Here is a 22,269-nt window from a genome sequence, read left to right on the forward strand (position 1 = left end):
CGCGACGGCGGCTGCGCCTTCTGCGGCACGACCGGCAGCTACGCCGAAGCCCACCACCTCGCCTGGTGGGACCGCGACACCGGCCCCACCAACCTGAACAACGGGGTCCTGCTCTGCCGTACCGACCACCAACGCATCCACCACGACGGCTGGACCATCACCACCCACGCCGGACAAGTGTGGTTCACCCCACCACCCCACATCGACCCCACCCGCACACCCCGCCTCGGCGGACGCGCCCGCTTCGACTACACCCCCGACCAAGCCGACGGACCATGACGGAAGACAGAGGAGCGTACGTCACGGCAGAGGCGCGTGCTTCAAGCACGGCCGAGGCGCAGCGTGCGCCGGATGCAGAAGACGAAGACGAAGACGAAGGCGAAGGCGAAACCCGAAGGAACGCTGCCGCCGGCGACTCCTACGCGTCGGCGAGGAGCCGCTCGATGACGTCGGCCGTGTCTTCCCAGCCGTGCACAGCCACGCACTCCACGCCGAGAGCCTTCACCGGGTAGTCGTTGCCCGTCGGGTCGAGGCGGTCGCCCACGAAGAGCATGTCGTCGAGCGGCACTCCCGTGATCTCGGCGAGACGCTTCATCCCGAAGGCCTTGTCGATTCCACGGCGGGTGATGTCGACGGAGGTCGAGCCGCCGCCGCGCACCTCGAGGTCGGGCAGTTCGGCCTGGGCCGCGTCGCGCAGGGCGTTCTTCTTGTCGCCGGTGGGGTCCCAGGCGACCTTGGCCGCGACGGGTCCCGCCTGTCCGAGGGCCGAGAAGGTGATCTGCGATCCGCGGTCCTCGAGGATCGGGCCCCACGTCTCGGACTCCCAGTAGCCGAGACCCTTCGCCACGCGCTCGACGACCTCGAGCGCACGGTCGCGCTCATCCGTCGTCAGGTTCTCGGCGTAGACCTGCGCCCACTCGCCGTCCTGGCGTCGGTAGTACTGCGTTCCGCAGGTGGGCATCAGGTGCAGGCGACCGAAGGTGGCCTCGTCTGCGATGGGCAGGTTGTCGAGCACCTGCGCGCGGAACTGGGCGATCTGGCCGCCCGAGATGATGCACACCTCGGTGCCGGCGAGCAGGCGCACGAGGACCTCGGCCATGCGCGGGTCGACCGGCGACTTGGACGGGGCGAGGGTGTCGTCGAGATCGAAGGCGACGAGTCTGGGCAGAGGCATGGTTGGTGCCTTTCGGGTGAAGGAGGAGCGGATGCTCACTCGGTCTGGCGGAGAAGCTCGAGGTCGTGGTCGACCATCGATGAGACCGGTTGTCTGACGTCGACAGTGCGGACCCAGCCGAGCTCGCGAAGCCGGGACGAGTCTCTCACGAGCTCCTGCGGATCCGCCGGGCTGTAGAGCACAGGATGGATCGCGTCCTGGCGGCTGGGCGCCGTCATCGACGGGCCTCGGCCGTGCGCGCCGCCGCGGCGTAGGCGAGCAGGTGGGCGTCGAGGCAGTTCTCCCAGGTGAAGGTGGCTGCGTGGGCGACACCGAGAGCCGAGAGCCGCGGTGCGTCGGCGAGGGCCTGAAGGATTCCATCGGCGATCGACTCGGGCGAGAGCGGATCGAACAACACCGCGGCGTCGCCGACCACCTCGGGGATCGAACCGGCGTTGGAGGCGGCGACAGGACATCCGGATGCCATGGCCTCGAGAGGCGGGAGGCCGAAGCCCTCGTAGAGGCTCGGGAAGGCGAGCACTCCCGCGGCGCGGAACAGGCCGGTCAGTTCTTCCTCGGGCACCAGGCCGCGCCGATCGACCCAGTCGGGCAGCACGCCGAGGGAGTCGAGGCCGCCTCCGGTCAGTACCAGCCGCAATGTCGGGTTGGTCGTTCTGGCGATCGTCATAGCCTCGATGAGCCGACCGTGATTCTTGTGCGCCCAACCGCGAGCCGGATAGAGCACGAAGTTCTCGCGCTCGCCGAGGTTTGGAGTGAAGCGCGCACTATCGACCCCGAGGTGGGCGACGTGGATCTTCTCGGCGTCGAGTCCGAGAAGGTCGATCATGCGGCTCTTCGCGAAGTGGCTGATCGTGACCACGGCATCGGCCTTGCGGGCGAAGCCCTCGTATGCGCTACGGCGGTAGAGCAGCTCCGCCCGGCTGAACAGCCGCGGCAGGTCGAGGTGCTGCAGATCGTGCAGGGACTGGACGGTCGCCTGTCGTCGAGCCGGCCTCGGAGCTGGGACGGTGAAGGGGAAGTGCACGACATCGGACTCGCCCATCAGACGACGAAGTGCGGGGCCGCGCCTGGTGAGGGCTGCCATCGTCCGCAGCCGGTCGGTCGTCGAATGCCCGCTCGGCAGACCGCTAATGATTCGTTCGGGCAGGCCTTCACCGGATCCGGCCGCGGAGGCCGGCAGGTACGCCGTGGCGGCGACAGCCGAAGTCTTCGCGAGCTGCCCCGCGATCGCTCGTGCGTACGTCTCGCTCCCACCCATGCCCCCTGGCACGAAAGTGAGCATGGACAGCGCAACCCGGATCGGTCCAGCCGACCCACCGGGCTCAGTGCTCACGCGAACGTGACTCGATCGATCCACGGCGTCCCGCCGGCCTCGAGGGCGGCGATGTCGGCGTCGACCATGATGCGGGCGAGCTCGGGGGTGAGAACCTGCGGCACCCATCCGAGGAGCTCCTCCGCCTTCGCGGCACTGCCGACGAGGGCGTCGACCTCGGTCGGGCGCAGGTAGCGCTCGTCGAAGCGCACGTACTTCTCCCAGTCCAGCCCCACGTGCTCGAACGAGAGCTGCAGGAAGTCGCGCACGGTGTAGTTCGTGCCGGTGGCCACGACGTAGTCGGTGGGCTCGTCGTGCTGCAGCATCCGCCACATGGCCTCGACGTACTCGGGGGCGTAGCCCCAGTCGCGCACCGCGTCGAGATTGCCCATGAAGAGCTCCGACTGCGTGCCGGCCGCGATGCGTGCCACGGCACGGGTGATCTTGCGCGTCACGAAGGTGTCGCCGCGCCGCGGGGACTCGTGGTTGAACAGGATGCCGTTGACGGCGAACATGCCGTAGGCCTCGCGGTAGTTGCGCGTGATCCAGTAGGAGTAGACCTTTGCGACGCCGTACGGTGAGCGCGGCCAGAACGGGGTGTCCTCGTTCTGCGGCGGCGGGGTGGCGCCGAACATCTCGGAGCTCGACGCCTGGTAGAAGCGGCAGTGCAGGCCGGTCATGCGGATGGCCTCGAGCAGGCGCGTCGAGCCGAGGCCCGTGGTGTCACCGGTGTACTCGGGCTCGTCGAAGCTCACGCGCACGTGCGACTGCGCGGCGAGGTTGTAGACCTCGTCGGGCTTGATCTGGTCGAGCAGCGTGACGAGGCGGGATCCGTCGGTCAGGTCGCCGTAGTGCAGGAACAGGCGGGCGCCCGATTCGTGCGGGTCCTGGTAGACGTGGTCGATCCGGCTCGTGTTGATGGTCGACGAGCGGCGGATGAGGCCGTGCACCTCGTAGCCCTTGGAGAGCAGCAGCTCAGCCAGATAGCTGCCGTCCTGTCCGGTGATGCCGGTGATGAGCGCGCGCTTGGTCTGGCCTTCGGTCATGAGGGTGTTACTCCACGTGGGGTGTAGAGGGCGCCGCGTCATACGGGCGTCCGGTCAGACGAAATCGCTGCCAGCCTAGCGCAGCGCATTTCACTCGGGTTCGGTACGGCGCGGTGCTATTCCACGCCGACGGATGCCGCGGACGCGGCGATCTTGCGTGCCTGGTGGCTCACGCGCTTGGCCGCGTAGGCCGACGCCCACCGCCAGGGCAGGTGCCACAGCGGGCTGATGGGCTGCAGCACCTTGGGGAGGTGCCGACGTTTGACGGACTCGGCCTCGAGGCTCGAGTTGAGTCGGCCGGCCACGGTGAGCGAATCGGGGTGCCAGCGGAAGGCCGACACAGTCTCACGGGTGTAGGCGAACGACCCGGCGCTCCGCAGGGTGAGGAAGGCGTCCAGGTCCATGGCGTACTTGAGCTTCGGGTCGAAGCCGCCGATGCCCTGCAGGGCGTCGAGCCTGATCATGGTTCCGGGGTGCGGAATGAGGTCGGGACCCCACGGCAGCAGGATCTGCGCGAGCCTGCCCGCGTTGCTGGTGGCGATGGTGGCGCCCTGCGGGTCGATGTAGTCGCAGCCGCCGTAGGCGAGCACGGCCTTCGGGTTCGCCTCGAGCAGGCCCTGCAGCTTCGCGAGCCCGCCGGGACGGAACAGGTCGTCGTCGCCGATCCAGGCGTAGTACTGCTCGTCGGTGCGCTGGGCGAGTCCGCAGTTGATGGCGTCGGAGATGCCGGTCTTGGGGTCGTCGACGACCACGGCTCCGGCCTCGACGGCCATCGCGCGGGCCGTGTGGGCTGCGGCGGGAAGCACGACGACGAGCGTGAGCTTCGTCGTGAGGCGCTGCTCGGCGACGGTCTTCAGCGTGACGGCGAGCATGTCGATGCGGTCACCGAGCGTGGGCAGGATGACGAGGACGTCGGCGTGGGGCATCGTGGCTGTGCTTTCGCGTTTCGAGGGATTGCTAGCATGCAGGGACGAGATGATCGCGCCTGAGCGGAATTCTCGTGGCGGATGACGAGTTGCATCCGGAACACCACGATCAAGCGAGTATAACGACTATGAATTCACCCCAGGCTCTCGACCGTTCCTCGCGCGTCTACATCGCCGGGCACCGCGGCATGGTGGGCTCGGCCATCTGGCGCCACCTCGAGAACGAGGGCTTCACCGACCTCGTCGGAGCCACCTCGAGCGAGGTCGACCTGCGTGATCGCAACGCCGTCTTCGACTACGTCACCAGCGTCAAGCCCGACGTCGTCATCGACGCGGCAGCCAGGGTCGGCGGAATCCTCGCGAACAACACCTACCCGGCATCGTTCCTGAGCGACAACCTGCAGATCCAGGTCAACATCATGGATGCGGCCAACGAGGCCGAGGTCGACCGCCTGCTGTTCCTCGGCTCGTCGTGCATCTACCCCAAGTTCGCCGAACAGCCGATCAAGGAATCCTCGCTGCTCACGGGCATCCTGGAGCCCACGAACGACGCCTACGCCATCGCCAAGATCGCCGGGATCATGCAGGTGCAGGCCACCCGCCGACAGTACGGCCGCCGCTGGATCTCTGCGATGCCCACGAACCTCTACGGCCCCGGCGACAACTTCCACCCCGAGCACTCCCACGTGCTCCCGGCGCTCGTACGTCGCTTCCACGAGGCAGCGGAGTCCGGAGCCGACGACGTCGTGATCTGGGGCAGCGGAACGCCGCGCCGCGAGTTCCTCTACGTCGAGGACCTGGCTGCAGCATCGCTGTTCCTGCTCGAGAACTACGACTCCCCCGAGACCATCAACGTCGGCGTCGGCCTCGATGCCCCGATCCGCGAGATCGCCGAGCGCGTCGCCGCGACCGTCGGCTACACCGGCAGCATCTCGCAGGACACGTCGAAGCCCGACGGCACCCCGCGGAAGCTCCTCGACGTCTCCCGCCTGCACGACCTGGGCTGGGAAGCCCCCACCGGGCTCGACGACGGCCTCGAGCGCACCTACGCGTGGTACCTCGAGAACATCGACGCGTTGCGGAGCAAGTGAATGGCGGACAGCCCGATCAGCGACCGCATCGCCCGCACCCTCGTGGTGCTCCCCGCCCTCAATGAGGAGGGGGCCGTCGGTGAGGTCGTGGCCGAGGTCCTGCGCTCGAACCCGGGCATCAGCTGCCTCGTCGTCGACGACGGGTCGACAGACGACACAGCCGGCGTCGCCGCGCGTGCGGGTGCCCATGTCGCCAGGCTGCCGTTCAACATCGGCGTCGGCGGGGCGATGCGCCTCGGCTTCAACTACGCGATCGAGAACGGATTCTCGACGGTCATTCAGGTCGACGCCGACGGGCAGCACGACCCGTCGGAGATCCCCGAGCTGCTGCAGGAGCTCGAGGGCGCAGATCTGGTGCTCGGCGCCCGCTTCGCCGGCAAGGGCGAGTACGACGCCAGCGGCCCCCGCCGCTGGGCGATGGTGCTGCTCTCGCGCATCCTGAGCCGCGTCGCCGGCACGAAGCTCACCGACACGACGTCGGGATTCCGGGCGACCGGGCCGCGCGCCGTCGTGCTGTTCGCCGAGCACTACCCGTCGGAGTACCTCGGCGACACCGTGGAGTCGCTCGTGATCGCCGCCCGCTCGGGCTGCGTCATCCGCCAGGTCCCCGTGGCCATGCGTCCGCGCGCCGCAGGAACCCCGTCGCACAACCCGCTGAAGGCGGCCACCTACCTCGGCCGGGCCATGATGGCCCTGGTCTTCGCCCTGATGCGACCCCCGATCGCCCTCACCACCGGGAGCATCGACAACCGATGAGTCTTGCGAGCTACATCCTCGGCATCCTCGCCGCCCTCATCACGCTGGGTGTCGTCATCGAGATGCTCCGTCGTCGGCGCCTACGCGAACGGCACGCCATCTGGTGGCTGATCGCCGGCGTGCTGGCGCTCGTCGTCGGCGTCTTCCCGGGAGTGCTGGCCTGGGCGGCCGAGGTCGTCGGTGTCGCGGTGCCGACGAACCTCATCTTCTTCGTGAGCGTGGCGATCCTGTTCCTGGTCTGCCTACAGCACAGTTCGGAGCTCACAGCTCTCGAGTCGCAGTCGCGCATCCTCGCACAGCGCACCGCCCTGCTGACGCTCCGCATCGAGGACCTCGAGAAGGCGGCTCAGGCCTCGCCGCCGGCGCCGCCGACCTCGCCCGTCGACTGAGCAGCGGCATCCGTCGCGGCAGGCCCGTCGAGCACCTCGTCGCGGGGATCGATCGGTCCGGGATGCCGTGAGGCGATGGTGTGCACGATGACGCCGATGATCGGACCGACGGCGAGCGACAGGACCATGCGCTCCTCGATCGCCAGCGGGACCAGCAGCAGGCCGATGGTCGTGACCGCCGCGACGACCCAGCCCGCGGTGTAGGCGCCGTGGCGCCCCCGCGCGAGAGTGAGCGGGCCGCTAACGCACAGGATGCCCAGCACCCCACTGGTGGCGACCAGTCCGGCAACGGTCCAGCCGTCGAGGTGGTACGCGGGCCACAGGGCGTCGAGCACCGCAGGCACCACGAACGCGGCGATCACGGCGAGCACGGCGGCGACGAGGGCGATGAGCAGCGCGAGCCTGACGAACAGCCTGTAGGCGTGCGCGGCGTTGTCGCGGAACCGCACGACGAGGAAGCTCTGCAGCGACAGCACGACGATGACGAGAGGCGCCCGCACCAGGGAGATGCCGAACACGAGGGCGCCGAGCCTGGCGGCGGGAACCCCGACGGACGTCGCGCTGAGCAGCAGGGGGTATCCGCTGATCAGGATGCCCGTCGACACCGATGCCGCCAGAGTGCGCGCGATGTTCCAGGTGAGGCGGCGCGGACCCACGTCGAGCTGCGAGCGACCGCGCACCTGGCGACGCAGGAACCACCAGAGCACGAGCGGCGTGATCGGGAACGGCAGCACGACGGCCCACATGAGCTCGGAGATGCCGCCGCCGGCCAGGATGACGATGACGACGCCCACCAGGCGCAGCACGCCGTCGATCGAGATCATGAGGCCGATGGCCGGCCACAGCGACAACCCGTAGAGGGTGCCGGCGAGCACGGCGACGACGACGTAGCTCGCTGTGCCGAGGGCTATGGCCAGGGCGGGGGTGACGCCCTCCCCCGGGATCAGTGCCGTGATGAACGGCGCCGCCGCCAGCACGACGACCGCCGTGATGGCGGCGACGGATGCCGCGAACCGTCCGGCGAGCGGGAAGCGCGGCCCGAGCCCGGCATCGGCGGGCCGGGGATGCGTTCCGCGCGTGATCTCCTGCTGCAGGCCGGAGAGGGCCGCGATGACGAGGTAGAGCGTCGACCAGAACACGGCGAAACCCGCGTACTCGGCGGGCGGGCGCGTGGCGCCGACCAGCGTGGTGACCAGGTAGCCGCTGGCTCCTGCCACGACCGTCGCGGCCAGGATCGGAGTCGCTCCCGAGAGCAGGGCCCGCCGCAGCCGTCCACCACCGGAGGTCGCGTCAGGAGCCGGGTCCGGGGTCACTGGCATGCCGTGACCTGGTACAGCCGGGCGTCGCCCTGCTCGTCGACCAGCTTCACGGCACCGGAGTCCTCGAGGTCGGCGAAGCCCGAGAAGACGTGCTCGCCGTTGTGCACCTCGCGGCCACCGAAGTCGAGCACGTACCAGGTGTTGGTGTCGCGGAGGGCCTCGCAGACCGACGGATCCGAGTCCGCGTCGCGCAGACCCTCCATGATGGCCACGGTGTCGACACTGCGGTCGCCGAAGATGGCCGGGAGGAGCGCGCTGCGGTCGGCGTAGGCGTAGACCAGCGAGGCGCCGGTCCACGGGCTGCCCGCCACGACGACGCCGGCCGGGACCTTGTCGTCGAGACGCGAGAGCAGCTCCATCTCGTCGGTCGAGAGCACCGGAGCCTGCACGCCGGCGGAGTATGCTCCGCGCGCCGAGGCAGAAGCCGCGGCGAGTGGAGCGCCGAGCTGCGTCGTCACGGCGATCGCGACCAGCAGCACCGCTCCGACGAGGACACGGACGGGGGTCGTCGGCCGCCGGATGGCTGGGGCCGACGGGGCGGCATCCGTGTCGGCGACATCGACGGCCGCCGCCTCCGTCGCCGCCACCGTCTGCGGATCGGTGCTGCGCACTCCGAGGCGCACGAGCAGCGCGCCGATCAGGTCGTAGAGCCAGACCGCGCCGAGGACGGCGACGGGCACCGCGACCGCCGGGATGAGGGCGGCGAGCCGGTTGCTGTCGCTGTACCAGGTGCCGGTGAAGAGGTAGCGGAAGACGCCGGAGGGGAAGCTCGACACCACGACGTAGAGGAACACGGCGATGGCGTAGCTGAACACCACCCAGCGTCCGCGCTTCATCACGAAGGCTCCGATGATTCCGAGCACCGAGAGCACGAGGATGACCCAGTCGACCGGCATGTTCTGCATGCCTGCGGTGATGGCAGACCAGAACGCCTTCGTCGGGCTCTGCCATGGCTGCCAGAACGCCAGGGCGGACGACGGCCGCGCGATGACGAACAACGCGACGGCGCCGCCGAACACGACGGCGGCGATGAGGCCGCGCACGACGTAGTCGATCGGCCTGGCCCCGGACGCCCGCATCCGAGCCAGCAGACGACTGCCGGCGACGAGCGCGATCGGCACGGTGAATCCGAGGAGGGCGACGAGGGTGCTCGGATGCGCGAGGGCGAGGCCGGGCACGACCGCGGCGACCAGCAGCCACCGCACCAACGGGGACTGCGCCGGCCGGATGCCGAGACCGAAGCCGGCGGCCACGACGGCCAGCACGCCCGGAAGCAGCGAGATGGAGAGCAGGTTCGGGTAGAGCACGCCGAAGTCGAGCATCCGGAGCGGGAAGGCACCGAAGGCAGCGGACAGCACGCCCGCCGCGAGCACGGCGATCGGGCGGTTGCCGAGGATGACACGGCTGAGCAGGAGGCAGCCGAGCGGCCAGATGACGGCGGCGATGGCGATGTTCACGGCGTTGACGGCCACGGGGATGGTCGCACCGCTCAGCTGGGCGACCGTGGCCACGAACGCGTGCCAGGTGTCGGGGTAGTACGACGAGATGTGATCGACGTTCCAGGTGAGGCTCGCGATGTGCAGCGGGGAGGCGTCACCGGTGTCGAGGATGTAGCGCACGGCGTTCAGGTGGTAGATGTTGTCGAACGTCTGCGAGATGTTGCCCGGGTCTCCGAAGGTGTCGATGACGCGCCAGGCGACGAGCACGAACGCCGCAACGGCCGCGGCGGCGAACGCCCAGCCGTAGCGGCGGCCGTCGCGCACGACGGGGCCGGTGCTCCAGTGCGCTCGCAGCAGCAGGCGCAGGCCGACGACGATCGCGCACAGCAGGACCGTCATGATGGCGATCGAGAGCGCACTCCACGGCAGGGGCAGCACGGTTCCGAGGAGCGTCGTCAATCCGACGACGGAGACGCCCGCGAGCGGGGTGAGCACGACGGCGGTGACGCCGCGCACCCCGAAGGCGAGAGTGATCGCCGCCCCGGGAACCACGAGGACCGCGATCGTCACCAGGAACGCCGGAAGCGCCTCCAACCAGCTCATCCGCCCCGTCCTTCAGTCTGTAGCGCAGACATCCGACCGGGCGCTGCAAAGCAGTTCGAGTATCCCATCCCGCCCTGCGGGTTCGGTGCGCACACGCGCACGAATGCGCGCTCCGCCGCTCCGACGCCGCACCGGGGCCACTCAGGGTGGATCGGCTAAGGTTGAACGTCGGCTCCGCGGCCTGTTCGCGCGCGCCCGCCCCCAGCAGTCAAGCAAAGGAACCAACTCCATGCAGGTCGATCTTCTCGTCGTCGGTGCCGGATTCTTCGGACTGACCGTGGCCGAGAGGGCCGCTGAAGAGCTCGGCCTCAAGGTACTCGTCATCGACCGTCGCTCGCACATCGGCGGCAACGCGTACAGCGCACCGGATCCCGAGACCGGGATCGAGGTGCACCAGTACGGCGCTCACCTGTTCCACACCTCGAACAAGTCGGTGTGGGAGTACGTCAACCGCTTCACGGAGTTCACCGACTACCGCCACCGCGTCTACACCGACTACCACGGCGAGGTCTACCCGCTGCCGATCAACCTCGGCACCATCAACCAGTTCTTCCGCTCGGCGCACTCGCCGGCCGAGGCCCGCGCCCTCATCGCCGAGCAGTCGCAGGAGTTCTCCACGGCCGACGCCGCGAACCTCGAGGAGAAGGGCATCTCCCTCATCGGGCGCCCGCTGTACGAAGCCTTCATCCGGGACTACACGTCCAAGCAGTGGCAGACCCCGGCCACCGAGCTGCCGGCCGAGGTCATCAGCCGCCTCCCGGTGCGCTACACCTACGACAACCGCTACTTCAACGACACCTACGAGGGGCTGCCCGTCGACGGCTACACCGCGTGGATCGAGAAGATGGCCGACCACCCCAACATCGAGGTGCGCCTCGACACCGACTTCTTCGACGAGTCGCAGGAGTGGAACAAGGCGGCGACCGTCGGCCGTCTGCCGATCGTGTACACGGGCCCGATCGACCGGTACTTCGACTACAAGGGCGGCGAGTTGTCGTGGCGCACGCTCGACTTCGAGCGCGAGGTCATCGAGACCGGCGACTACCAGGGCACGCCCGTCATGAACTACGCCGATGCCGACGTGCCCTACACCCGCATCCACGAGTTCCGCCACTTCCACCCCGAGCGCGACTGGTACCCCACCGACAAGACCGTCATCATGCGGGAGTACTCGCGCTTCGCGTCGCACGACGACGAGCCGTACTACCCCGTCAACACGGCGGCCGACCGCGAGGCCCTGCTGGCCTACCGCGAGCTGCAGTCCGGAGAGGACGCCGTCTTCTTCGGCGGACGCCTCGGCACGTACCAGTACCTCGACATGCACATGGCCATCGGCTCGGCACTGTCGATGTTCCAGAACAAGCTGGTGCCGCACTTCGAATCCATCCAGGCCTGAGCTCCACCCTTCCCCGAACCCCAGAGGATCCATCAGTGACCGACTCCGTCGTCCTCCACAAGGTCGTCTTCCCGACTACCGCCGACCCCGATGTCATCCCGCTGTACATCGACGCCGATGAGTGGACCGACATGCGCGAGGAGCGTCAACCCGAGGCTGCAGCGGTCAAGCACCGCCGGGGGCCCGTTCCCGCCGAGACCTTCACGACGCCTCTGAGGATCTCGCACGTCAACGCCGTCACGATGATCGACGGCCGCCGCGGCATCACGGTGCCCGCCGGCCTGCGCGTGTCCCTCGGCACCTACTTCAACGCCTTCCCGGCGAGCTACTGGCAGCGCTGGACGACGTTGACCGGCATCCGTCTGACCGTGGAGACCACGGGCATCGGCGACGTCTCCGTCTACAGGTCGAACGCGCGCGGTGTGGTTCAGACCGTCGCATCGGCCCACGTCGACGGGGAGGGCGTGAGCTCGAGCTTCGACCTGCCGCTGGACAACTTCCTCGACGGTGGCTGGTACTGGTTCGACCTGGTCTCCTACGGCACCCCGTTCTCGCTCACGCAGGCTGACTGGCGGTCGCCCGAGAACGCACCGGAGCCCACGACCGGCGGCAACCTCACGGTGTCGATCACGACGCTCAACCGAACCGCGTACTGCGTGGGGCTGCTAGAGACCATCGGCGGCGACGCCGACACCCTGCTCGGCATCGACGAGGTGCTCGTGATCGACCAGGGCAGCGACAAGATCCGCGAGCACGCGCGCTTCGGCGAGGCCGAGAAGGCCCTCGGCGGTCGACTCCGTCTCATCGAGCAGGCGAACGTCGGCGGCTCGGGCGGCTTCTCGCGCGGCATGCTCGAGGCATCGACCAAGGGCGATTCAGACTTCCTGCTACTGCTCGACGATGACGTCGCCATCGAGCCGGAGGGCATCCGTCGGGCCCTGCAGTTCGCCCGCTACTGCTCCTCCCCCACCATCGTGGGCGGGCACATGTTCGACATGTACGACAAGACCAAGCTGCACGCCTTCGCCGAGGTCGTCGACCGCTGGACCTTCATGTGGAACCCGGCCACTCCCGACCGCCACGACTTCAGCTCGTCGAACCTGCGGCAGACCACGTGGATGCACCGCCGCTTCGACGTCGACTACAACGGCTGGTGGATGAGCCTCATCCCGATGAAGATCATCCGTGAGATCGGGCTGTCGCTGCCCGTCTTCATCAAGTGGGACGACGCCGAGTACTCCCTGCGCGCCGCCGACCACGGCTATCGCACGGTCAGCCTTCCCGGATCGTCGGTGTGGCACGTGTCGTGGGTCGACAAGGACGACTCGCACGACTGGCAGGCGTTCTTCCACGCCCGCAACCGCCTGGTCGCCGCCCTGCTGCACTCGCCGCATAAGAAGGGCGGGCGTCTCGTCATGAGCAACCTCGCCAACGACATCCGGTACGTGCTCACCCTCGACTACTACGCCGTCACCCTGCGCCAGCTCGCCTACGAGAGCGTCCTCGCAGGTCCCGGTTCGCTCCATGGCGAGCTCAAGACCCGTCTGCCGGCCATTCGCGGGCGCGCTGGCGAGTTCCGCGAATCCGTGGCCGAGAAGGACCCAGCCGCGTTCTCCGAGTTCCCGCCCACGGCCTTCTTCGGCCCGAACCCGATGAACGACGGCACGCGTCCGACCGGATCGAAGCTCCTGCGCGTCGTCGCCCGCAACAGCACCAGGCACTGGTTCCGCAAGGTCGACCCGAGAGCCGTCGAGAACCCGCAGACGCACCTTCCCCACAACACCCCGTGGTGGAAGATGCCGTCGCTCGACAGCTTCCTGATGAGCAACGCCGAGGGGTCAGGGGTCACCTGGCACGTGCGCGACCGCGCCACGTTCCGCTCGCTCATCAGTTCGAGCGTTCGTCGCAATCGCCGCATCCGTCGTGAGTGGGCCACTCTCAGCGCCGACTACCGAGCCAACCTCGACCACATCGTGTCGGCCGAGACCTGGGCGGACACCCTCGGGGTCGATCTCAACGCCATCCGGGAGAAGGCCGTGGCGGATGCCGCAGCCGCGACCGATGCGGAAACGCAGGTCGTTCCGGCCGTCGTCGCCAAGCCGCGGGCGAAGCGCAGGCCCGCTGCGACCAAGGCCACCCAGAAGCCACTGGCCCAGGACTGACGGAGGGACGTCGGCAGGAGACTCCTCCTGTCGACGGCTCTCAGTCGCCCAACAGGCGGCTCAGATACCGGCCGTAGCCGCTCTTCGCGAGGCCGTCGGCGAGCTGGCGCATCCTGGCGTCGTCGATCCAGCCCGCACGCCAGGAGATCTCCTCGATGCAGCCGATCTTGAAGCCCTGGCGTTCCTCGATGACGCGCACGTACTCCGAGGCCTGCATCATCGACGCGAAGGTCCCGGTGTCGAGCCAGGCCGTTCCGCGGTCCAGGATCTGCACGTTGAGGCGACCCTCGGAGAGATAGCGCTCGTTCACCGCGCTGATCTCGAGCTCGCCGCGAGCGCTCGGCGTGATCGACTTGGCGATCTCGATGACGCTGTTGTCGTAGAAGTAGAGGCCGGGCACAGCGTAGTCGCTCTTCGGCTCCGCAGGCTTCTCCTCGATCGAGACTGCACGCATCTCGTCGTCGAACTCCACGACGCCGTAGGCCCCCGGATCCATCACGTGGTACGCGAAGATGAGCGCACCGTCGATCGTGGCGTTGGCTTGCAGCGCCGTACCGAGTCCGGCCCCGTGGAAGATGTTGTCGCCGAGCACCAGCGCGACCGAATCGTCACCGATGAACTCCCCACCGATGATGAAGGCCTGGGCCAGACCGTCGGGCGACGGCTGGACTGCGTACTCGAGGCGCAGCCCGAGCTCAGCACCGTCCCCGAGCAGCGCCGTGAACTGCGCAACGTGCTCGGGGGTTGTGATGATGAGGATCTCGCGAATGCCAGCCATCATGAGCGTCGACAACGGGTAGTAGATCATCGGCTTGTCGAAGATGGGCATGAGCTGCTTCGAGATGCCCTTGGTGATCGGCCAGAGACGCGATCCAGTGCCTCCGGCGAGGATGATTCCGCGCATCGTCACACTCCCGCGTTCAGTGAGTCGTAGAAGGCCCGCGCATCGTCCCAGGTGGGGAGCTGGCCGGATGCCGCAGCCTCGGCCAGGCTCGGGGCATCCGTGTCCTTCGCGGACAGCAGCAGGGAGTCGGCGTTGATGCCGAAATCGAGTGCGATGTCGGGGTCGAGCGGATTGATGCCGTGTTCGCGATGGGCTGTGAACGGAGCTGTCACGAGATAGCTGACGGTGGCATTCTCGCTGAGTGCCACGAAACAGTGCCCGAGTCCCTCGGAGATGTAGATCGCCTTGCGGTCGACATCGTCGAGCAGCACGGAGTCCCACTGCCCGAACGTCGGGGAGCCCACGCGGATGTCGATCACGAAGTCCAGAACCGACCCGTGGGTCGCCGTCACGTACTTCGCCTGGCTCGGCGGGATGTCGGCGAAGTGGATGCCGCGCACCACTCCCCGCTTCGACACCGAGGTGTTCGCCTGGGCCAGCGAGAGGGGATGACCGATGGTCTCCTCGAGACGGTCGAACCTGTACCACTCGAGAAACACACCCCGATCATCGGCGTACATGGCCGGGGTGACCTCGTAGCTGTCAGGGATCTTCAATTCGCGAATCTGCACTGACGAAGTCTAGTCAGGCCGCCCCAGTGACGGGCGTCATCACGCCGGCTGGGTGCCCTCTCGAGATCTCTCGCAGGCATCTCGTGAGGATAGGATTCGGAGATTAGCGAACCAACGAACGGACGGACCTCCCTCCATGAAGATCCTCGTCACCGGTGGGGCCGGTTTCATCGGCTCCAACTTCGTGCGGCGCACCCTCCAGGACGCGTACCCTGGACTCGAGGGGGCCGAGGTGGTCGTCCTCGACGCCCTCACCTACTCCGGTAATCTCGAGAACCTCGCTCCCGTCTCCGATTCGCCGCGCTACAGCTTCGTGCACGGCGACATCAGGAACGGGGCCCTGCTCGACGAGTTGTTCCCCGGCCTCGACGCCGTCGTGCACTTCGCAGCCGAGAGTCACGTCGATCGCTCCGTGCGCGACGCAGGCATCTTCGTCGAGACGAACGTCCTCGGTACGCAGCAGTTGCTCGACGCCGCCCTGCGCAACCGCGTCCCCCGCTTCGTGCACGTCTCCACCGACGAGGTGTACGGATCGATCGCCGAGGGCTCGTGGGACGAGCAGCGAGCGCTCGAGCCCAACTCACCGTACTCGGCATCGAAGGCGGGGAGCGACCTGCTCGCCCGGTCGTACCATCGCACCCACGGCCTCAACGTGTCGATCACACGCTGCTCGAACAACTACGGCCCGTACCACTTCCCCGAGAAGGTCATCCCGCTGTTCGTCACGAACCTCATCGACGACAGGCACGTCCCCCTCTACGGCACCGGTGACAACATCCGCGACTGGCTGCACGTCGACGACCACACACGCGGTATCGCCCTGGTCCTCGTGAACGGCCGTGCCGGCGAGATCTACAACATCGGCGGAGGCACCGAGCTCAGCAACACCGAGCTGACGCAGCTCCTGCTGGAGGCCACGGGCAAGGACTGGTCCTTCGTCGACCGTGTGGCCGACCGCCTGGGCCACGACCTGCGCTACTCGGTCGATATCTCGAAGATCCGCGCCGAGCTCGGCTACGAGCCGCTGGTGCCGTTCGAGCAGGGCCTCGCAGACGTCGTGCAGTGGTACCGCGACAACCGCGCCTGGTGGGAACCGCTCAAGGCGCGCGCGGAGCTCCGATGACCCGCTACCTCGTGACGGGGGCGTCCGGCATGCTCGGCCACGATCTCGTCGAGGCCCTCGACGGTCGCGAGACCACGGCGCTCACGCGAGCAGACCTCGATGTCACCGACCTCGGCGCGGTGCGCTCTGCCGGAGCGGGCCACGACGTGATCATCAACGCCTCGGCCTACACGGCGGTCGATGACGCCGAGACCCACGAGGATGACGCCCACGCCGTCAACGCCGTCGGGGCTGCGAACCTGGCGCGGGTCGCCGCCGAGACCTCGGCGCGCTTCGTGCAGTTCTCCACCGACTACGTGTTCGACGGAACGGCGACGTCTCCCTATGCGGAATCCGAGCCGCTGCACCCGGTGTCGGCCTACGGTCGTACCAAGGCGGCCGGCGAGCGCTTCGCCCTCGAGCTGCATCCTGCAGGCTCCGTCATCATCCGCACCGCCTGGTTGTACGGCGCACACGGCGGCAACTTCGCGCGCACGATGCTCGCCATCGCCGCCCAGCGGGAGACCTGGAGCGTCGTCGACGACCAGGTCGGCCAGCCCACGTGGACCCGCGACCTCGCTCGACGGACCGTGGAGTTCCTCGACTCCGGCGCCCCGGCCGGCATCTACCACGGCACGAACAGCGGATCGACGAGCTGGTACGGGTTCGCCCGCGCCGTACTCGAGGACGCCGGACTCGACCCCGACCGGATCACGCCGACCGACAGCGGCTCCTTCCGCCGCCCGGCACCGCGGCCTGCGTACTCCGTGCTCGGCCACGACGGCTGGGCCGTCGCCGGCCTGCCTCCGATGCGCGACTGGCGCTCCGCGCTCGACGAGGCTTCCTCACTCGGCATCTTCTCCTGACGCGAGTCGATTGGATCGCCCACGCGCGGCGAGGTAGGTTGGCTCACGTCGATTCGCCGCCGGATCGAGAACGATGGGAGCACGCTCGGTGAATCGCCGCAGACTGTTGACGGCGACGAGCGCCTACGGGCTCTCCGTCGCGATCAGCGGCATCGTGAGCATCGGCGTCATTCCCACCGTCATCATCGCCGCCGGCGAAGAGGCATGGACGACCATCGCCGTCTCGCAGGCGGTCGCCGGATTCTCCTTCGTCATCGCCGTCTTCGGCTGGGGAGTGACGGGGCCCACGGATGTCGCCAGCCGCGAACCGGCACTCCGGGGGCAGTACTTCTTCGACTCCGTGCTGTCGCGCTCCTGGCTGAGCCTCGCGATGCTGATCGTGTCGATCCCCCTCGCGATCCTGTTCTCGCGCGGGGATCCGTGGCTGGCGACCTTCACGGTCTCCAGCGGCATCCTCGTCGCACTCGGTGCCGGCTGGTTCTACGTCGGCGAGAAGAGCCCCCTCCGCTTCCTGCTCATCGACACCATGCCCCGCATCATCGGCACCGTGGTCGGAGCCGGCGTGCTGATCGCCACGGGGAACGCCACCTGGTTCGCCGGACTCCAGCTGGTGGGAGTGCTGCTCGCGGCCGCCCTCGGCTCGGGCGACATCCTGCGGCGCAATCGCGGATGGCGCTTCACCCTGTCGCCGGTCCGCGCCGCGAGGAACCTGCGCGGGCAGGCCGCGCCCGTCACGATGGCCGCCACGACGTCGCTCTACGTCAATGTGCCGATCGTGATCGTGCAGATCTTCATCCCGAGCGCGACGGCCGTGTACGCCCTCGCCGAACGCATCGTGAGGTTGGCGCTCTACTCGACCCGCCCGGTGGTGCAGATCGCTCAGGGCTACGTCCCGTCCCCCGACCCCGCGCAGCTCGTGCGGCGCGCCAAGCGCGTCACGCTGATCGGGCTCGGCCTCGGCTTTGTCGGCGGACTGGTCTACGCCCTGCTCGGGCCCTGGATCGGCGACGTGCTCTCGGGCGGCGCCCTCACCATCAGTTATGCCCTCGCCGCAGCGATGGCCGTCAATCTGGCGGCCCTGCTCGCGTCGCAGCTCACGGGCTTCGCCTGCCTCACCGCCCTCGACCTGGCACGCGTCCTGGCACGCAGCACCATCGTGGGCGCCGTGATCGGCACCGTGCTCATGATCCCGCTCACCTTCGCCTTCGGCGTCGTCGGCCTGGCGTGGGGCCTCGCGCTCTCGGAGGTCGCCGTGCTGCTGGTGCAGTTGGTGGCACTCCGGAAGGCCTTCAAGCGGCCCCTCGCCGACGGCGCGGATCCGCTCGACGAGCCGACGATCTTCCCGCCCGGCGAGTTCTCGACGCCGGACTGACGCCGCAGCCAGCTCGGTGACGGCCGAGCGCAGCGATCGCCTGCAGCGGCCTCGCACGCGAGGTGGCGCGGCGCGCGTCGACCGCGGACTGCGTCCGGGTCTCAGCGAGCGAGCGAAGCCAGCGAGAGCGTGCTAGCGGACTCCGCCGCCGCCGATGACCAGGCGCGGGGTGCCGGCCCAGCGGGCGGCATCCGTGGTGTTGCGACCATCGACGAGCAGGCGCACGCCGGGCAGGTCGGCCGGCGCGAGGTCCTTGTAGTCGGCGTGGTCGGCCTGCACGATGGCCAGGTCGACGGCGTCTCCGAGCGCGAACGGCTCCCAGCCGAAGGCGCGGAGTTCGTCATCCGTGTAGAGGGGATCGTGTACGAGAACGGATGCTCCGTGCTCACGCAGTGCTTCGACGGTCGCGAAGACCCCGGAGAAGGCCGTCTCCTTGACACCACCGCGGTAGGCGGCGCCGAGTACGACGGCGCGGAGGCCCGCGAGGTCGCCGAGGATGCCTGCGGCGTTGGCGACGGTGCGGGCGGGCATCGAGGCGTTCAGCAGCCTGGCCGTGCGCACAATGTCCGCCTCGCGGTCGGTGGCGAGGTAGAGACGGGGATAGACGGGAATGCAGTGGCCGCCGACGGCGATGCCGGGACGGTGGATGTGGCTGTACGGCTGCGAGTTGCACGCCTCGATCACCTGGTAGACGTCGACGCCCACCTGATCGGCGAAGAGCGCGAACTGGTTGGCGAGGCCGATGTTCACGTCGCGGTAGGTGGTCTCCGCCAGCTTGGCCATCTCGGCCGCCTCGGCGCTTCCGAGATCCCAGACGCCGTTGGCACGCGGCAGATCGGGGCGATCGTCGAACTGCAGCACGGCCTCGTAGAAGGCTCGCGCCTTCTCGGCGCCCGCGGCGTTCAGCCCGCCCACCAGTTTCGGATACTTGCGGAGGTCCGCGAAGACCCGCCCTGTGAGCACGCGCTCCGGCGAGAAGACGACATCGAAGTCGGCGCCCTCGACCAGGTTCGAACGCTCCTCGAGCAGCGGCTTCCATCGATTCCGGGTGGTGCCGACGGGGAGCGTCGTCTCATAGGACACGAGGGTCCCCGCGGTGAGGTGATCGCCGAGGGATCGCGTCGCCTCGTCCATCCACCCGAAGTCGGGCTCCCAGCTGTCGTTGTCGACGAAGAGAGGGACGACGACGACCACGGCATCGGCGTCGGGCACGGCGTCGGCGTAGTCGGTGGTCGCCCTCAGACGACCCGACGGCACGACCACCGAGAGTTTCTCCTGCAGCTGCGCCTCTCCCGGGAACGGCTCGATGCCACGATTGACGAGGTCGACGACCGCGGGATTCACATCCACCCCCACCACGTCATGGCCACTTTCGGCGAACTGGACAGCGAGGGGAAGCCCGATCTTGCCGAGGGCTATGACAGCGATACGCACGGGCTCGAGTCTACCGTCCCGCTCCCGGCCCATTCTCCGTGCACCCACCGCTCAGCCGGCCTCGCGTAAACTGGGCGACCGTGACCACAGAGACCGGTACCGCGCACGCCTCGCGGCTCGACGCCATCACCGGACTGCGGTGGTGGGCGGCTTTCGTGGTCTTCGGCTACCACATGCTGGTCTTCGCTCCCCTGCCCGCGATAGCCTCGAGCCTCCTACAGTTCGGCTTCTTCGGAGTGACCTTCTTCTTCGTGCTCTCGGGTTTCGTCCTCACGTGGTCGATGCGTCCCGGCACTCCCAAGAGCACGTTCTACTGGCGCCGGTTCGCCCGGATCTGGCCTCTCGCCTTCGTGACCCTCCTGCTCGCGATTCCCGTCTTCTACAGCTTCTCTCCCGACCCGGCCCAATGGTGGGTCAAGCCGTTCAGCGCCGGCATCCTGATGCTCTCGGTCTTCCTCCTGCAGGGATGGTCCCGCGATCCCGCGATCCTGTTCTCGGGGAACCCAGCAGCGTGGACGCTCACGATCGAGTCGTTCTTCTACGCGCTGCATCCGTTCGTCTCACCGCTTGTGTCCCGACTCGGCAAGCGCGGTGCTCTCGTGGCCGCCGGCGGGGTCGTCTTGTTCGCTGTGGCGACTCGGGTCGCCATCGAGCTCGCCCCGACAAGCTGGCTTGCGCAACTGCCGTGGCCCATCCTGCGCGTCAACGAGTTCCTCCTCGGCATGTGCCTGGCGTGGGCCATGCGCCAGGGCTGGCGCCCGCGCATGCACCCGATCGTCCCCGCGATCGCCATCGTCGCGTACTTCGTCGTCATCGTCGGGCTGGAGGGAGTCGACGCCTTCCGCCCGGCCTACATCGTCGTGTCGCCCTACACGAGCGAGGTCGTCACCGTGCTCTGCGCCGCGCTCATCGTCATCACCGCGAGCGCCAATCTGCGGGGCAAGGCCGGGTGGGTCGCTTCCCGCCCGATGGTGGCGCTCGGCGAGTGGTCGTTCGCGTTCTACCTCGTCCACGCCACGATCATCTACACGGCGCTGAGCCTTCTCGGGCCGCAGCCCCCACGGTGGGCGAACCTGGGCTGGTTCGCCGCACTCCTCGTCCTCGCGATCGCAGCCGCCGCCGCCCTCCACCTCTGGGTGGAGAAGCCCGTGGAGAGCAGGCTTCGTCGTTGGCAGCAGGGCGTGGTGTCGGCTCGACGAGCCCGGCAGGATCCCGCCATCGCCGAGGGCTGAGATCGGGCGAGGCTCGCCTCGAGCCGATGGTCATCGCCCTGTGCGCGACGCCAGTTCCTCGATGACGCGGATCGCGGCGTGACCGTCGCCGTACGGTGCGGCATCCGTGGCGGGCGGGAGTTCGCGTCCGACCGCCGCGGCGATCTCCTCCGCGGAGTTCGCGAGCACGTTCCAGCCCAGTTCGACGGTCTCGACCCATTCGGTCTCGGTGCGAACAGTCGTACACGGAACACGCAGAAGGAACGCCTCCTTCTGGAGTCCTCCTGAATCCGTGACGATTCCGCGGCTCGCGATCGCTGCGGCGATGAGTTCGGCATAGGCGAGAGGCGGATGGGCCACGAGCGAACCACGCGTCAGGGAGATGTTGTGCTCGGCAGCCTTGGCGATGACACGGGGGTGCGCCAACAGGATCACGGGATGATCGAGGGCAGCGAGGCCGTCGGCCACCTGCTTGAGACGGATCGGGTCGTCAGTGTTCTCGGCTCGGTGGATCGTGGCGACGGAGAACCCACCGGGAGTGAGCCCGAGTTCCCTCACGAGGGCTGAGGGTGCGTCGCCCATGCGGGCGCGCTCAGTGAGCAGCACATCCGTCATGACGTCCCCGACCAGCACCGTGCGGTCGCCCAGGCCCTCGCGACCGAGGTGAGCTACGGCGACAGCGGTCGGCGCGAGCAGCAGATCGGCCGCATGATCGGTGAGCACGCGATTGTGCTCTTCAGGCATGCGCCGGTTGAACGACCGCAGCCCGGCCTCGAGATGGGCGACCGGTATGTGCATCTTGACGGCCGAGAGCGTGGCCGCGAGCGTGGAGTTCGTGTCCCCATATACGAGCACCCAGTCGGGCCGATGCTCGTCGAGCACGGCATCGAGGGCCGAGAGCATCGCCCCCGTCTGCACGCCGTGCGATCCGGATCCGATGCCGAGGTGCACTGCGGGAGCCGGGATGCCGAGCTCGTCGAAGAACACGTCGGAGAGCATCGGGTCGTAGTGCTGCCCGGTGTGCACGATGACATGGTCGACCCCGGCGGCCGCGGCGGCGTGGGCGATGGGAGCGAGCTTGACGAACTGGGGCCTGGCACCGACGACGCTGAGGATCTTCACGATACTCAAGTCTATTCCGGCCCGTCGGACATGA

The 22,269-nt window shown here is 68.4% G+C and carries 20 protein-coding genes; 10 read left to right on the top strand and 10 right to left on the bottom strand.

The features are described 5' to 3' along the window. The coding region (locus tag E4M00_RS16170; protein WP_135121522.1) for an HNH endonuclease signature motif containing protein at nt 1-279 on the top strand (279 nt) is incomplete at its 5' end. Between the two features lie 139 nt (nt 280-418). Here E4M00_RS16170 and E4M00_RS16175 read toward each other — a convergent pair. The 4 genes from E4M00_RS16175 to E4M00_RS16195 all read right to left on the bottom strand — a co-directional run bounded on the left by E4M00_RS16175 (nt 419) and on the right by E4M00_RS16195 (nt 4,458). Then, complete coding sequence (locus tag E4M00_RS16175) at nt 419-1,174, bottom strand: HAD-IIB family hydrolase (protein WP_135121523.1); 756 nt, start codon at nt 1,172-1,174, stop codon at nt 419-421. Between the two features lie 214 nt (nt 1,175-1,388). Continuing rightward, entirely contained in the window at nt 1,389-2,615 is a 1,227-nt protein-coding gene (locus E4M00_RS16185; RefSeq protein ID WP_135121525.1) for a glycosyltransferase family 4 protein, read from the bottom strand. After that, entirely contained in the window at nt 2,504-3,532 is a 1,029-nt protein-coding gene (gene gmd, locus E4M00_RS16190; RefSeq protein WP_135121526.1) for a GDP-mannose 4,6-dehydratase, read from the bottom strand. Before gmd ends, E4M00_RS16185 begins: the two co-directional genes overlap by 112 nt. Nucleotides 3,533-3,648: 116 nt before the next feature. Continuing rightward, complete coding sequence (locus tag E4M00_RS16195; RefSeq protein ID WP_135121527.1) at nt 3,649-4,458, bottom strand: glycosyltransferase; 810 nt, start codon at nt 4,456-4,458, stop codon at nt 3,649-3,651. Between the two features lie 128 nt (nt 4,459-4,586). Between E4M00_RS16195 and E4M00_RS16200 the strand changes: the two genes are divergently transcribed. From E4M00_RS16200 to E4M00_RS16210, 3 genes are read left to right on the top strand one after another with little or no spacing between them, the layout of a single operon-like run. Beyond that, a complete protein-coding gene (locus E4M00_RS16200) occupies nt 4,587-5,549 on the top strand; it encodes a GDP-L-fucose synthase family protein (protein ID WP_135121528.1) in 963 nt (320 codons plus the stop codon). Continuing rightward, nucleotides 5,550-6,305, top strand: a complete 756-nt coding sequence (locus E4M00_RS16205; protein WP_167756933.1) for a glycosyltransferase family 2 protein — start codon at nt 5,550-5,552, stop codon at nt 6,303-6,305. After that, on the top strand, nt 6,302-6,694 hold the full coding sequence (locus tag E4M00_RS16210; RefSeq protein WP_135121529.1) for a DUF2304 domain-containing protein: 393 nt from the start codon (nt 6,302-6,304) through the stop codon (nt 6,692-6,694). Before E4M00_RS16205 ends, E4M00_RS16210 begins: the two co-directional genes overlap by 4 nt. Here E4M00_RS16210 and E4M00_RS16215 read toward each other — a convergent pair. Further along, on the bottom strand, nt 6,652-8,013 hold the full coding sequence (locus E4M00_RS16215; protein ID WP_135121530.1) for a hypothetical protein: 1,362 nt from the start codon (nt 8,011-8,013) through the stop codon (nt 6,652-6,654). The two genes, E4M00_RS16210 and E4M00_RS16215, sit on opposite strands and share 43 nt — an antisense overlap. After that, complete coding sequence (locus E4M00_RS16220; RefSeq protein ID WP_135121531.1) at nt 8,004-10,055, bottom strand: DUF6541 family protein; 2,052 nt, start codon at nt 10,053-10,055, stop codon at nt 8,004-8,006. The genes E4M00_RS16215 and E4M00_RS16220 overlap by 10 nt, the downstream gene beginning before the upstream one ends. A gap of 229 nt (nt 10,056-10,284) precedes the next feature. Here E4M00_RS16220 and glf point away from each other — a divergent pair, with 229 nt between their 5' ends. Both glf and E4M00_RS16230 read left to right on the top strand, forming a co-directional pair. Beyond that, nucleotides 10,285-11,451, top strand: a complete 1,167-nt coding sequence (glf, locus tag E4M00_RS16225; protein WP_135121532.1) for a UDP-galactopyranose mutase — start codon at nt 10,285-10,287, stop codon at nt 11,449-11,451. A 35-nt stretch (nt 11,452-11,486) separates the two neighbouring features. Beyond that, the gene (locus tag E4M00_RS16230) at nt 11,487-13,613 is read left to right on the top strand and encodes a glycosyltransferase (RefSeq protein ID WP_240037231.1); all 2,127 of its coding nucleotides are present in this window, start codon (nt 11,487-11,489) and stop codon (nt 13,611-13,613) included. A gap of 40 nt (nt 13,614-13,653) precedes the next feature. On the opposite strand, the gene rfbA is transcribed toward E4M00_RS16230, so the two are convergent. Both rfbA and E4M00_RS16240 read right to left on the bottom strand, forming a co-directional pair. Further along, a complete protein-coding gene (gene rfbA / locus E4M00_RS16235) occupies nt 13,654-14,517 on the bottom strand; it encodes a glucose-1-phosphate thymidylyltransferase RfbA (RefSeq protein WP_135121533.1) in 864 nt (287 codons plus the stop codon). 2 nt (nt 14,518-14,519) lie between these two features. Next, a complete protein-coding gene (locus tag E4M00_RS16240; protein WP_135121534.1) occupies nt 14,520-15,128 on the bottom strand; it encodes a dTDP-4-dehydrorhamnose 3,5-epimerase family protein in 609 nt (202 codons plus the stop codon). A 136-nt stretch (nt 15,129-15,264) separates the two neighbouring features. Here E4M00_RS16240 and rfbB point away from each other — a divergent pair, with 136 nt between their 5' ends. The 3 genes from rfbB (at nt 15,265) to E4M00_RS16255 (ending at nt 18,468) form a co-directional block, all read left to right on the top strand. Next, nucleotides 15,265-16,251 carry a dTDP-glucose 4,6-dehydratase gene (gene rfbB / locus E4M00_RS16245; RefSeq protein WP_135121535.1) on the top strand — a complete coding sequence of 329 codons (987 nt, stop codon included), beginning with the start codon at nt 15,265-15,267 and terminating at the stop codon, nt 16,249-16,251. After that, on the top strand, nt 16,248-17,096 hold the full coding sequence (gene rfbD / locus E4M00_RS16250) for a dTDP-4-dehydrorhamnose reductase (protein WP_135121536.1): 849 nt from the start codon (nt 16,248-16,250) through the stop codon (nt 17,094-17,096). The genes rfbB and rfbD overlap by 4 nt, the downstream gene beginning before the upstream one ends. A gap of 88 nt (nt 17,097-17,184) precedes the next feature. Beyond that, complete coding sequence (locus E4M00_RS16255; RefSeq protein WP_167756934.1) at nt 17,185-18,468, top strand: lipopolysaccharide biosynthesis protein; 1,284 nt, start codon at nt 17,185-17,187, stop codon at nt 18,466-18,468. A gap of 132 nt (nt 18,469-18,600) precedes the next feature. On the opposite strand, the gene E4M00_RS16260 is transcribed toward E4M00_RS16255, so the two are convergent. Further along, on the bottom strand, nt 18,601-19,902 hold the full coding sequence (locus tag E4M00_RS16260; RefSeq protein ID WP_135121538.1) for a nucleotide sugar dehydrogenase: 1,302 nt from the start codon (nt 19,900-19,902) through the stop codon (nt 18,601-18,603). Between the two features lie 80 nt (nt 19,903-19,982). Here E4M00_RS16260 and E4M00_RS16265 point away from each other — a divergent pair, with 80 nt between their 5' ends. Further along, nucleotides 19,983-21,134, top strand: coding sequence for an acyltransferase family protein (locus tag E4M00_RS16265; protein ID WP_135121539.1), 1,152 nt, complete (start codon nt 19,983-19,985; stop codon nt 21,132-21,134). A 30-nt stretch (nt 21,135-21,164) separates the two neighbouring features. On the opposite strand, the gene wecB is transcribed toward E4M00_RS16265, so the two are convergent. Beyond that, entirely contained in the window at nt 21,165-22,235 is a 1,071-nt protein-coding gene (gene wecB / locus E4M00_RS16270; protein WP_135121540.1) for a non-hydrolyzing UDP-N-acetylglucosamine 2-epimerase, read from the bottom strand. Between the last annotated feature and the right edge of the window lie 34 nt (nt 22,236-22,269).

It is taken from the genome of Orlajensenia leifsoniae, from assembly GCF_004570845.1.
GTDB lineage: Bacteria > Actinomycetota > Actinomycetes > Actinomycetales > Microbacteriaceae > Orlajensenia > Orlajensenia leifsoniae.